Origin of the sequence: Sphingomonas immobilis (assembly GCF_030580995.1) — a bacterium.
GTDB lineage: Bacteria > Pseudomonadota > Alphaproteobacteria > Sphingomonadales > Sphingomonadaceae > Sphingomonas > Sphingomonas immobilis.
Window position 1 is genome coordinate 269556 of the sequence record NZ_JAUQSZ010000001.1, and the last position, 12491, is coordinate 282046.

Here is a 12491-nt window from a genome sequence, read left to right on the forward strand (position 1 = left end):
ACGAACGTGCTGCAATTCAACCGGGACGAGCGGCGATGAGCGATACCGGCCACGCCGCGCTGATCCGTCAGCCGCCGACCTCGTTCGCGAGCAAGGCTGGACGCGCGGCATGGGGCGTCGTCTGGCTGCTGCTGTACCGCCCGTCGCCGCGCCCGTTCCATTTCTGGCGGCGAATGCTGTTGCGGCTGTTCGGCGCGCGCATTGCAGGCGGGGCAAAGCCGTATCCGTCCGCGACCGTCTGGGCACCGTGGAACCTCGTGATGGGCGCAGGCAGCACGCTTGGCGATGCCGTCGATTGCTATTCGGTGGCGCGGGTCGAGCTCGGTCGCGGCGCGACGGTCAGCCAGCGCGCGTATCTCTGCACCGCCAGCCGCGATGTCGATGACGCCGATGCGCCGCTGATGACCGCGCCGATCGTGATCCATGCCTATGGCTGGGTCGCGGCGGAGGCTTATGTCGGGCCGGGTGTGACGGTGGCGGAGGGTGGCGTGGTCGCCGCGCGCGCGGTCGCGGTGAAGGACGTGCCGGAATGGACGGTGGTGGCCGGTCACCCCGCGAAGCCGCTGCGCGCTCGGGACAGGGCAGGGCGCGGATGACCGCCGCCGCGCCGCGCCTCCTGTTCGTCAACCGCTTCTATTACCCCGATCACAGCGCCACCGCCCAAATCCTGACCGATCTTGCCGAAGCGCTGGCGGCGCGGGGCTGGCGGGTGTCGGTGATCACGAGCCGGATGCGCTACGACGATGCCGCCGCCGTGCTGCCGAAGTGCGAGACGCGGGCGGGCGTGACGATACGCCGTGTCGCGACGACGCGCTTCGGTCGCGCCGGGATCGCGGGGCGCGCGATCGACTATCTCTCCTTCTACATCGCCAGCTTCCTCGCGGTGCTCGGCGCGGTGAGGCGTGGTGACATCGTCGTCGCCAAGACCGATCCGCCACTGCTCGGCACAGTGATCGGTGGGGCGGCTGCCTTGCGCGGTGCGCGCGTCGTAAACTGGTTGCAGGATCTCTACCCGGAGATCGCCGCCGAGCTTGGGATCGAAAGCCTGCGCGGGCCCGCCGGAAAGCTGCTGACGGCGCTGCGCAATCGCTCGCTCAAGCGTGCCGCGCTCAATGTCGCGATCGGCGAGCGCATGGCCGAGCGGCTGGCGGCGGCGGGCGTGCCAGGCGAGCGCGTCGTCGTGCGCCCCAACTGGAGCGACGATGAGGGCGTGCGTCCCTTGCCGCGCGACACGGTGCCGCTCCGCGCCGAATGGGGCCTCGAGAGTAAATTCGTGATCGGCTATTCCGGCAACCTCGGCCGCGCGCACGAGACTGAGACGCTGATCGGCGCCGCTAGGCTGCTGCGCGACCGTGGAGACCTCGTTTTCCTCATGATCGGGGGCGGGCACGAGAGCCGCAAGCTCGCCGAGCGCGTCGCGGACGAGGGCCTCGCCGATCTCTTCCAGTTCCGTCCCTATCAGCCGCGCGAACGGCTCGGCGAGTCGCTTGGCGTCGCCGATGTCCACTGGCTGTCGCTGCGGCCCGCGATGGAAGGGCTGATCGTGCCGAGCAAATTCTACGGGATCGCCGCCGCCGGCCGTCCGGTGATCGCGGTGTCCGATCCCGATGGCGAGATCGGCCGCATCGTAACGCGGCACGATTGCGGCATTGCGGTTGCGCCCGGCGATTCGGCGGCGATGGTCGCTGCGATCGACGCGCTGGCGGGCGATCCCGTGCGTCTCGACCGGATGGGCGCGAACGCCCGCGCGCTGCTGGACCGGGAATACGCCCGCGCTATCGCGTTCGACCGTTGGCATCGCACCCTTGCCGATCTCGCTGCCCAACATGCGTCAGATTAGCGAAGTAAATCGGCGGAATAGCGTTGAATTTCGGCCCCGGCGTTGGACCGCGCGGCGAATCATGGTAGCCGATGCCGGTCGGTGGTTGGGACCGGCTCTTGGGGTGGTGCGATGTTGATGGTCCCGCACGAAAAATCGGCGAGGCAGGCCACGCTTCTGTCCAAATTGCGCGTGCAGGTGTTCTGCACCATCCTGCTGTCGTGCGTGCTGCCGCTGGCGCTCGTCCAGTTCCAGTTGGAATATATCGCCAACGTCGTCACGATCAGTGTCGTTGCGTCGGGCCTCGCGGCGCTCACCGCGCTTCTTGTATTCCGCCGGATGACGGCGTTTCCAGGGATCGCAGGCTACAGCGTTATCCTGCCGGCCTATTGCGTCACGTACGGCATCGCGGTCGCCGCTTTTTTCTTTACGCGCTCCGATTACAGTCGGCCGATGCTGTTCGTGGGGTTCGCAGCCTCCACCAGCTTCGCCTTCCTGCTGACGCTGTTCCTGGAACGCCGCGCCGTACAGCGCTTCTATATCGTGCCGGGCGGCCGCGTGGCGACGCTGTCGAGCCTCGGCCATGTCATCTTCGTCGCGTTGCGGGAGCCGGTTCTGCCGCCGGGCCGCGAGGCGATCGTCGCCGATTTGCATCACGATCACGCGCCCGAATGGGAGCGGATGCTGGCCGAGGCGGCGCTGCTCGGCCGGCCGGTCTATCACATCAAGCAATTGCAGGAATCGCTGACTGGCCGGGTCGCGATCGAGCATCTGTCGGAAAATAGCTGGGGCTCGCTGCTCCCCAACATGGCGTATGGCAAGATCAAGCGCCTCTTCGATCTCGCTGGCGCGCTGATCCTGCTGCCGTTGCTCGCGCCGTTGATGGTGATGACGGCGATCGCCATCCGCCTCGATTCGCCGGGCCCCGCGCTGTTTCGGCAGCAACGGATGGGATACCGCGCGCGCCCCTTCACGATCTACAAGTTCCGCTCGATGCGCGTTGCCGAACCGTGTGATGCGGCCCGCACCAGTGCGATGACCTTGGCCGACGATGCCCGCGTGACGCGGATCGGCCGTATCATTCGGCGGACGCGCATCGACGAACTGCCGCAGCTCATCAACGTGCTGACCGGCGAGATGAGCATGATCGGGCCGCGGCCCGAGGCGCTGGCGCTGTCGCAATGGTACGAGCAGGAACTGCCGTTCTATTCGTACCGCCACGTCGTACGGCCCGGCATCACCGGATGGGCGCAGGTGAATCAGGGCCATGTCGCCGAACTCGATGACGTTCGCCACAAGCTCCAGTACGAATTCTACTACATCAAGAATTACTCGGCCTGGCTCGACATCGTCATCACCGTACAGACGCTGATGGTCGTCCTGACGGGTTACGGCGCGCGTTGACCACGATCCTTGTTGCAACGCGGCATGGCCTGACATAACGCCCGCCCCGGAACGGGTGATTCCGCTCTTAGGGAGATGTGGGGACCATGACGATCAAGCCGCTTCGCAAAGCCGTTTTCCCGGTCGCTGGCCTCGGCACGCGTTTCCTGCCGGCAACCAAGGCGATGCCGAAGGAAATGCTGACGGTCGTCGACAAGCCGCTGATCCAATATGCCGTCGAAGAGGCGCTGGAGGCGGGGATCGAGCAGATCATCTTCGTCACCGGCCGCGGCAAGAGCGCGCTCGAGGATCATTTCGACATCTCCTACGAGCTTGAGGCGACGATGAAGGCGCGCGGCAAGTCGCTGAGCCTGATCGAGAACATCCGCCAGAAGCCCGGCTCGCCGGTGTATGTCCGCCAGCAGGAGCCGCTCGGCCTCGGCCATGCGGTGTGGTGCGCGCGCGAGATCGTCGGCGACGAGCCGTTCGCGGTACTGCTGCCCGACGAACTGATGGTCGGCGGCTTCATGAAGCAGATGGTGGAGGCGTATAACAAGGTCGGCGGCAATCTGATCGGCGCGCTCGAAGTGCCCGCCGAGGAAACCGACAAATACGGCATCATCACGCCGGGCAAGATCGACGGCCGCCTCACCGAAGTGCTCGAAGTGATCGAGAAGCCCAAGCAGGGCACCGCGAAATCGAACCTGATGACTCCGGGCCGCTACATCCTGCAGCCCGAGGTGATGAAGATCCTCGACAATCCGGTGAAGGGCGCGGGCGGCGAGATCCAGCTCACCGATGCGATGGCGCAACTGATCGGCAAGCAGCCGTTCCACGGCTTCACCTTCGACGGCCAGCGCTATGATTGCGGCGACAAGGCCGGCTTCATCCAGGCGAACCTCGCGCTGGCGCTGGCACGCGACGATATCGGCAGCGTGGTGCGGGCGTTCGCGAAAGAGCTTCTCGCTTAGACCACAGCCGTTCGCACTGAGCGAAGTCGAAGTGCCTGTCGCGCGCTTGCCGCATGTCCTTCGACTTCGCTCAGGACGAACGGGGGTTGGGGTTCAGCTCGCCAGCCGCAGCGACACCGTCTTGAGATCACACTGCGGCTGATCCGGCCAGATGCCGCGCGTATCGTAGACCTGCTTGGTAGCACGCTCTTCCAGTGGCACCGATTTGAACACGTCGTGATCGACCAGCACGATCATCACGCGGCAGCTCTCGATCGCAGTGTCGATGTCGATCAGGCTCGCGCCCGTGCCCGCGAACGAGGCGGGCAGCGCGTCGGCATAGGGCTCGACGATGCGCACGCGCTCGCCGAAGCGGATGGCGAGCGCCTCCGCCACCTTGAGCGCCGGACTCTCGCGGAAATCGTCGATGTTCGCCTTGAAGGCAAGGCCCAGGCAGGCGACCTGCGCGCCCGGATTGGCGGCGATCATCGCCTCGGCGCGGGCGACGACGTAATCGGTCTTGGCATCGTTTACCTCGCGCGCGGTGCGGATCAGCGGCGTGTTCTCGCGGTCGGCGTGGACGAGGAACCACGGATCGACCGCGATACAATGCCCGCCGACGCCGGGGCCGGGCGACAGGATGTTGACGCGCGGATGGCGGTTGGCGAGGCGGATCACCTCCCACACGTCCACGCCCATCGTGTCGGCGACGCGGCTCAGTTCGTTGGCGAAGGCGATGTTCACGTCGCGGAAGGCGTTCTCGGTGAGCTTGGTCATCTCCGCCGCGCGGCTCGTCGTGGTCACGCAGGCACCGCGCACGAAGCGGCGGTAGAATTGCAGTGCCTTGCGCGCACAGCGGGGCGTGATGCCGCCGATGACGCGGTCGTTGTCGATCAGCTCGACGAGGATGCGGCCGGGCAGCACGCGCTCCGGGCAATAGGAGATGGCAATATCGGGGCTGTCACCCGTCTTGCCGGGCACCTTGAGATCGGGGCGAAGCTGCGCGAGCAGATCGCGGACCTTCTCGGTCGTGCCGACCGGCGAGGTCGATTCGAGGATCACCACGTCGCCCGCCTTCAGCACGGCGGCGATCGTCGTCGCGGCGCGCAGGACGTAGCCGATGTTGGGCGCGTGATCCTCCGCGAAGGGCGTCGGCACGGCGATGACGAACACGTCGGCCGGCTCGATTTGCGTCGAGGCACGGAGATTGCCGCGCGCGACCACGCCCGAGACGAGACCGTCGAGATCGACCTCCTCGATATGCACCTTGCCCGAATTGACCGTATCGACGACGTGGCTCGACACGTCGATGCCCAGCACCTGCGCGCCCGTCCGCGCGATCACCGCGGCGGTGGGGAGCCCGATATAGCCAAGGCCAACGACGACGACCTTCAGCTCAGTGTCGGAAATCATGTACGGGCGCCCTCGTTGCGATGGCGTCCCTCTTGGCCTCGACCTCGTAAATATTCCGGTAACGGCGCGCCTTCAGGCCCCCCGATTTCCGCTGATCGTCGCGGTGAAGCGCGGCAGCAGCCGGCGCAATGTGAAATAGACGGCGACGAGCAGCGCGGCGATGGCGAGCGGCTCTAGCATATAGACCGCTGTTACCACGCCCGGCGTCGGTGATAGAACGCTGTAGAGCAGCTTGCGCACGAGCGTCATCAGCGGCTCCTGGGCTGCGAACACGAAGAAGCTCGCCCCCGAGAGCGTGAGGAGCGCCGCGCTCATCCGACGCGCGCGCATGACGTAGCGCGGCAGGCAGAGCGCAGTCGCGACGCCGAGGGCGATGGCGGGCTGGTGCAGCCACCACCAGTCATACCGCAGCCGCATGACGATATCGGCGATGAGCAGCACGAGATAGAGCGGCGCGAACAGCGTCATCCGCTCCTCCCACGCGAACAGCGAGCGCCCGCGTAGCGCGAGTGCGGCGCCGATCGTGAACCACGTGGTCGCCTCGATCGCGGGAAGGGGGAGGAACCACCAGCTCGCCACCCAGCAGGGGACGAGCAGCGCCGGCAGCAGCCACGACGTCCGCGTCAGGATCAGGTGCAACGGCAGCGCGAGGATCGCCAGCACCATCAGATCGCGGATGAACCAGAAAGGGTAGGCGATCGGAAAATGTGTGAAGCCGAATACCGCGTCAAGCGTGGCGAGCGCGCCGCCGCCGAGAATCTTCGCACTGCCGCTGAACAGCGGCGCGGTTTGCGGCAGCGACTGGCCGACGATGTAGAGCGATGCGATCAGGACGTTCCATAACAGGTACGGCACCAGCAAGGTGCCCACGCGCGCGCGCAGTTTCCGGCCGTATGCCGCGACGCTCCCGTCGAAGCCGATGAAGAACAGATAGCCCGACATCAGGAAGAACAGCGGCACCGCGACGCGGGCGATGCCGTTCGACAGCGCCTCGCACAGCAAGGTCAGGCCGAACGGGATCTGGAGCTGCACGCTGCCGCCGGCGAAATTCACCGGCGCGATGAAGGAGTGGATATAGAGGACGAGCAGGATCAGCGGGAAGCGTACTATCGACAGCCGCTTCGAATCCACGTCGCTCAATCTGCCCCCAGTCATGCGCGGCGGCATGGCACGGCGAGGTCAGCCGGCAAAGCCCTTCGATACGACCGCCGCGATACGTTCGCTCGCATGGCCGTCGCCGAATGGATTGTGCGCGCGTGCCATCGCCCCGTAGGCGGCTTTGTCGTCGAGCAGCGCGGAGACTTCCGCGACGATGCGGTCGCCGTCGGTGCCGATCAGCTTGGCGGTGCCGGCCATCACGCCCTCGGGCCGTTCGGTCGTCTCGCGCATGACGAGGACGGGCTTGGCGAGCGCGGGCGCTTCCTCCTGCACGCCGCCCGAATCGGTGAGCGCGATCTCGCACAGGCCGAGCGCGCGGATGAAGTGCGGGTAATCGAGCGGCTCGATACGGGCGATGTTGGGCCGGTCGCCCAGCACGCGCTCCATCGCCGCGACGACATTGGGATTGGGGTGCATCGGGAAGAGGATCGCGGTATCGGGACGGTCGGCGATGCGGCCGAGCGCGCGAGCGATATTGTCCATGCCGTCGCCGAAATTCTCGCGGCGATGCGTGGTGACGAGGATCAGGCGCTTGCCGGCGAAGCGCGCAGCGATGTCGTCGAGCCCGGCGGCGAGCGAAGGATCGGCGTCGAGCTTGGCGCGGGTCGCATGCAGCGCGTCGATCACGGTGTTGCCGGTGACGTGGATCGTCGCGGGGTCGATATTCTCGCGACGCAGCGCCTCGGCGGCGGTCTCGGTCGGTGCGAAGTGCTGGTCGGCGATCGGCGCGACGATGCGGCGGTTCACCTCCTCGGGCCAGGGCTGGTAGATGTCGCCGGAGCGCAAGCCTGCCTCGACATGGCTGACCGGCACCTTGCGGTAATAGGCCGCGAGCGCGCCGACCATCGCGGTCGCGGTATCGCCCTGCACGATGACGCGGTCGGGCTTCTCGGCGTCCATCACGTCGCCGAGGCCGGTGAGCAGGCGCGCGGTGAGGCGGTCGAGTGTCTGGCCCGGCTCCATCAGATCGAGATCGATGTCGGGGACGAGGCCGGCGATGGCGAGCACCTGATCGAGCAGGCCGCGATGCTGCGCCGTCACGCAGGTCCGCACCTCGAGGCCGGGCGTGTCGCGCAGGGCGGCGACGACGGGGAACAGCTTGATCGCCTCCGGGCGGGTGCCGAAAATGACGAGGATTTTGTGCGGCGCGGTCATGGACACGCGCATAGCGGCGTGAGGTTAACGGCGCGATACCCGTGTCGGATAAAGCCTTCTCCCCGTACGCGGGGAGAGAGATTTTAGTGCCCGCATCCCGGGCAGCCCGGATCCTTGGGCAAGGCGATCGACCGGAACCGCCCCGCCAGGGCATCGACCAGCAGCAGCTTGCCCGCCGCATCCTCACCGAAGCCCGTCACCTGACGCATGACCTCCAGCGCGGCGAGACTGCCCATCACACCTGCCATGGCGCCGAGCACGCCGACGTCGGCGCAGCTTACGTCGGGCCGATTTGGATCGTCGCCGACGAAGCAGCGATAACAGGGCTTGTCCGCCTCCCACCCGCGATAGACGGCGAGCTGCCCCTCGAACTGCGCGACCGCCGCAGACACGAGCGGGATACGAAGCTCCAGCGCGGCATCTGCCACCGCGAGGCGGGTCGCGAAACTGTCGGTGCCGTCGAGGATCACGTCCGCCCCGGCGAGCAGCCCGCGGGCGTTGCGCGCATTGATCTGTTCGGAACGCACCACGACGATCACGTTGGGGTTGAGCCGCACCACCGCGCCAGCCGCCGCCGCCACCTTGGTGCGGCCGATATCGTCCTCGCTGAAGAGTGTCTGGCGTTGCAGGTTGGAGAGATCGACGCGGTCGTCGTCGATCAGCAGCAGCGTACCGACACCGGCGGCGGCGAGATACTGGATGGCGGGCGATCCGATGCCGCCTGCGCCGATCACCGCGACGGTAGAACGGCGCAGCTTCGCCTGACCTGCACCGCCGACTTCCTTCAGAACGATATGACGTGCGTAACGATCAAGCTCGGCGTCGGTGAGGTTCATATCCGCCAGTCGAAGGTGATCGTCGTCTTGTACCAGCCTGCCGTCGGCTTGGCCTTGATGTTGCCGCGCGCGAAACTGGTGACGAGACCCGCGCTATATTGCTCCACCGTCGGGCAGGCGATGGCGCGCGGCACCGCGCGCTTCACGCTGCCGTCCGGGTCGACCCAGGCGGCGACATCGACCTTGACGAGATAATGGCCGTCGCCGGGGCGCGGGATGGTGCAGCGGCCCGCCGTCACCTCATCCGCCACGAAGCGCGAGAGCTGCGTCGTCACCGATGGCGTGGCGGCATAGGGCACCGGCGCGAGCGCGGTCCAATCCGCGGGCGGAGCGGGCGCGTCGGCGGCGGCCTGAGCAAGGAGGGCTAGCAATATCATCGTCCGGTCGATCCGAAACCACCGGCGCCGCGAACGGTTTCATCCAGCGTAACGACTTCCTGCAAAAGGGCGCGCTGGACGGGGGCGGGAACGAGCTGGGCGATGCGATCCCCGCGCGCGATCTCGAACGGTTCGTCGCCGAGATTGGCGAGGATCACCTTCACTTCGCCGCGATAGTCGCTGTCGATCGTGCCGGGTGTGTTGAGGCAGGTGACGCCGTGTTTGAGCGCGAGACCGGAGCGCGGGCGGACCTGCACCTCATAGCCCTCCGGGATCGCGACGGCGAAGCCGGTCGCCACCGCTGCACGCGCGCCGGGGGCGAGCGTCAGCGCCTCGGCGGCGACGACATCCATGCCGGCCGCACCCGCGCTGGCATACGCGGGCAGCGGCAGACCGGCGGCATGGTCGAGCCGTTTGATTTCCAGGGTGATCGGCGCAAGCTGCATGTCTTCCGTTGTACGATAATTGCGCGTTTTGTCTAAGACCTGTGTTGCATTGCGGCGTGAAGAAGCGCCGAGTCGAGTGTAAAGGAGAGCCCAGTTGATGAGTCCGATGCTTTCGACCGTGCTGCTGATGCTCACCCAGGCCGCTTCGCCCCCCGCCGGCGACGATATCGTCGTGACGGCGCGGCCCGAAGGGTGCCGCATCGACCTTGCCGAAAAGGCGCTGACCGATCAGGAATTCGACGCCAAGGCGAAGGAATGGGCGGCCGGGCGTCCGGTGCGCGTCATCGCCAAATCGAACGCCAGCATCGCCTGCCTGTCGAAGATCGCGTTCAAGCTGAACGATCGCGGCGTGACGCAGATTCAGTTCGTCGATCCTTCCGGCAAGAGCGAGGGCAAGTTCCGCCAGCCCAACCTGCCGGTCCAGTCGAGCGGGGGAGGTGGCGGCGGGAGCGGCGGCTATGTCGAGGACGACATTCGCGAGCGGGAGCGATCGCTGTTCGCGCGGAGGATCGCCGGGATGATCCTGGCGGGCAATTGCGGCGCGGCACGGCGGCTGGCGCTGGAGAACGGCGATCTCGATGCAGCGGCCAAGGCGACCACGGTGTGTTCCGCGCCGATGCCGGGGAAATAGGCTAGGCGAGCGCCGCCGCGATCCGCTCAGCGAGCTTCGTCGCGACCGCGTCCTTGGGCATCCGTTCCCAGCTTTCGACGCCGTCGGCAGTGACGATGTGGACGGTGTTGGCGGTGCCCCCCATCACGTCGCCCGACACGTCGTTGGCGACGATCCAATCGACATTCTTGCGCGCGCGCTTGGTGGTGGCGTGGTCGATGACATGCTCGGTCTCGGCCGCGAAGCCGATCAGCAGGCGCGGGCGGCGTGGGCTGGCGGCGAGGCCCGCGAGGATATCCGGGTTCTCGACGAGGCGCAGCGTGGGCGGCCCGCCCGCGCCCTTCTTGATCTTTTGCCCTGCGCTCTCGACGCGCCAGTCGGCGACGGCGGCGACCATCACGGCGGCATCGACGGGGAGGGCCGCCTCTACCGCCGCCTGCATCTGGACGGCGGTTTCGACGTCGATGCGCTCGACGCCGGGCGGGGTGGGGAGCGTCACCGGGCCGGCCACCAGCGTCACGCGCGCGCCGTGCGCGGCCAGCGCGCCGGCGATCGCGAAACCCTGTTTGCCGGAGCTGCGATTGGCGAGATAGCGCACCGGGTCGATCGGCTCATGCGTCGGCCCGGCAGTGACGAGGATGTGCGTGCCGCTCAGCATCTTACGCACGATCCCCCTCCCTGGAAGGGAGGGGAGAAGGAAGTCGAACTCATCCCGTCAGCGCCCACTGGATCGCGCTGAGGATCGCCTCGGGTTCGGGCAGGCGACCGGGGCCGTATTCGCCGCAGGCCATCGGGCCTTCGTCGGGGTCCATCACCGTCACGCCGTCGCCGCGCAGGGTCGCGACGTTGCGCTGCGTCGCGGGGTGCTGCCACATGCGCACGTTCATCGCCGGGGCGGCCAGCACGCGCTTGTCGGTGGCGAGCAGGACGGTGGTCGCGAGATCGTCGGCGATGCCCGCCGCCATCTTCGCCATCAGATCCGCCGTGGCGGGGGCGACGACGATCAGGTCGGCCTCGCGGCTGAGCTGGATATGCCCCATCTCGGCCTCGTCCTTGAGATCCCAGAGCGAGGTGAACACCTGCTGCTCGCTGAGCGCGGCGAGCGTCATCGGCGTCACGAAATGCTGCGCGGCCGCCGTCATCACGCAGCGTACGCCGATGTTCGCCTTGCGCGCGAGGCGCACCAGCTCGCACGCCTTGTACGCGGCGATGCCGCCGCCGACGATCAGCAGGATCTTCATCGCACCATCCGCGTGACGGTGATGCGGCGCGTGGCAAACGCCGCGCGCACGAGATCGCGCACCGCGTCGGGCGCGAAGGCGAGGCCGGTGAGGATCGCAGGGGCCACCATCAGTCCCCAGTAAAAGGTATCGGCCCGCCCGAACAGCGCAATCAGCAGCGCATAGGCGGAGTATGTCGCGAGCGCGCGCAGACCGAGCGGCGAATTCCACCCCGCCCAGCCCGCGAAGGCGAGACCGACGAGCGGCGCGGCGGCCCACAAAGGCAGCAGCGCGAGCCCCGTCGATTTCGCCATCGTCGCCACGAAGAAGCCGAAGCCGAGCATGCCAGCCCAGCCGGGCGAGTTTGCGTCGGTCGCGTTGACGACCTCGCTCACCGCATGGGCGTGAAGCGCTACGACGACCGCCAGCACCGCGACGGTCGCGCCCCACGCGATGGCCTCGCGCCGCTGGCCTTCCGCGAAGGCGAGCACCGCCATGATGCCGACGTAGAGCGCCGCCGTCTCGCGGATCAGCATCGCCATCAGCCCGAACGCGACCGCCTCGACCCATCTGTCCTCGCGCCGCAAAGCCAGCGACAGCGCGATCAGCAGTCCTGCCCAGATCTCGTGGAAGGCGGCGATGTCGCTCTGCACGAAGGCGAGCATCCCGGCCGCGAGCAGGAAGCCGGCGAGGATCAGCGGGGGCCCGCGCGTGAAGGCGCTCCGCAGCCGCAGCAGCCACGCCGCGAACACGCCCGCCGCCAGCGCGTAGAGCAGCGCCGTCACGCCCCACGCGGGCAACGCCGCCTGGATCAGCGCGAGCGTCGGCAGGCGGAAGGTGACAAAGGGTTTGAGCGGATAGTCGCCCGCGCGCAGCGACCGCGCGGCGATGGCGTAGTAATTGCCGCCCGCGCGCACGCCCTCGACGATCGTCTCGTAGAGCGCGACGTCGGTCTCGCCCGACGTCGCGCCTTCGCGCGGCGGCTCGGGCGGCTGGACGAGCGCGAAGAAGGTCGCCGCCACCAGCAGGATCAGGCCGAACAGCACGATCTGCGCGGGCCGCCGCTTCAGCCCCGCGAAGCGCGTCGGCGCGGCCAGCCACAGCGGGGCAGCGGCCCGCGCCAT

12 protein-coding genes and 1 pseudogene are annotated in these 12491 nt (G+C 67.6%); 5 read left to right on the plus strand and 8 right to left on the minus strand.

What is annotated here, in order from left to right; translation table 11 throughout:
* The first annotated feature begins 35 nt into the window (after nt 1-35).
* The 4 genes from Q5H94_RS01225 (at nt 36) to galU (ending at nt 4173) form a co-directional block, all read left to right on the plus strand.
* Nucleotides 36-596, plus strand: coding sequence for an LbetaH domain-containing protein (locus Q5H94_RS01225; protein WP_304559295.1), 561 nt, complete (start codon nt 36-38; stop codon nt 594-596).
* The gene (locus tag Q5H94_RS01230; RefSeq protein WP_304559297.1) at nt 593-1840 is read left to right on the plus strand and encodes a glycosyltransferase family 4 protein; all 1248 of its coding nucleotides are present in this window, start codon (nt 593-595) and stop codon (nt 1838-1840) included. The genes Q5H94_RS01225 and Q5H94_RS01230 overlap by 4 nt, the downstream gene beginning before the upstream one ends.
* A 117-nt stretch (nt 1841-1957) precedes the next feature.
* The gene (locus Q5H94_RS01235; protein WP_304559299.1) at nt 1958-3223 is read left to right on the plus strand and encodes an exopolysaccharide biosynthesis polyprenyl glycosylphosphotransferase; all 1266 of its coding nucleotides are present in this window, start codon (nt 1958-1960) and stop codon (nt 3221-3223) included.
* A gap of 86 nt (nt 3224-3309) precedes the next feature.
* Nucleotides 3310-4173, plus strand: coding sequence for a UTP--glucose-1-phosphate uridylyltransferase GalU (galU, locus tag Q5H94_RS01240; protein ID WP_304559301.1), 864 nt, complete (start codon nt 3310-3312; stop codon nt 4171-4173).
* Between the two features lie 93 nt (nt 4174-4266).
* Here galU and wecC read toward each other — a convergent pair whose 3' ends face one another.
* The 6 genes from wecC to dut form a co-directional block, all read right to left on the minus strand.
* On the minus strand, nt 4267-5565 hold the full coding sequence (gene wecC, locus Q5H94_RS01245; protein WP_304559303.1) for a UDP-N-acetyl-D-mannosamine dehydrogenase: 1299 nt from the start codon (nt 5563-5565) through the stop codon (nt 4267-4269).
* Nucleotides 5566-5637: 72 nt separating this feature from the next.
* Nucleotides 5638-6696 (minus strand): acyltransferase family protein, encoded by a 1059-nt coding sequence (locus tag Q5H94_RS01250; RefSeq protein WP_304559741.1) that lies wholly within the window; start codon nt 6694-6696, stop codon nt 5638-5640.
* 48 nt (nt 6697-6744) lie between these two features.
* Entirely contained in the window at nt 6745-7878 is a 1134-nt protein-coding gene (gene wecB, locus Q5H94_RS01255; protein ID WP_304559304.1) for a non-hydrolyzing UDP-N-acetylglucosamine 2-epimerase, read from the minus strand.
* Nucleotides 7879-7961: 83 nt separating this feature from the next.
* Entirely contained in the window at nt 7962-8714 is a 753-nt protein-coding gene (locus tag Q5H94_RS01260) for a HesA/MoeB/ThiF family protein (RefSeq protein WP_304559305.1), read from the minus strand.
* The gene (locus Q5H94_RS01265) at nt 8711-9091 is read right to left on the minus strand and encodes a hypothetical protein (RefSeq protein ID WP_304559307.1); all 381 of its coding nucleotides are present in this window, start codon (nt 9089-9091) and stop codon (nt 8711-8713) included. Before Q5H94_RS01265 ends, Q5H94_RS01260 begins: the two co-directional genes overlap by 4 nt.
* Nucleotides 9088-9537, minus strand: a complete 450-nt coding sequence (gene dut / locus Q5H94_RS01270) for a dUTP diphosphatase (protein WP_304559308.1) — start codon at nt 9535-9537, stop codon at nt 9088-9090. The genes Q5H94_RS01265 and dut overlap by 4 nt, the downstream gene beginning before the upstream one ends.
* Before the next feature lie 97 nt (nt 9538-9634).
* Here dut and Q5H94_RS01275 point away from each other — a divergent pair, with 97 nt between their 5' ends.
* Entirely contained in the window at nt 9635-10168 is a 534-nt protein-coding gene (locus Q5H94_RS01275) for a hypothetical protein (RefSeq protein WP_304559310.1), read from the plus strand.
* Nucleotide 10169: 1 nt separating this feature from the next.
* Here the strand turns inward: Q5H94_RS01275 and coaBC are convergent.
* Together coaBC and Q5H94_RS01285 are read right to left on the minus strand one after the other, a co-directional pair.
* Nucleotides 10170-11388 (minus strand): annotated as a pseudogene (gene coaBC, locus Q5H94_RS01280) (bifunctional phosphopantothenoylcysteine decarboxylase/phosphopantothenate--cysteine ligase CoaBC).
* On the minus strand, nt 11385-12491 hold the full coding sequence (locus tag Q5H94_RS01285) for a hypothetical protein (protein ID WP_304559312.1): 1107 nt from the start codon (nt 12489-12491) through the stop codon (nt 11385-11387). Before Q5H94_RS01285 ends, coaBC begins: the two are co-directional and overlap by 4 nt.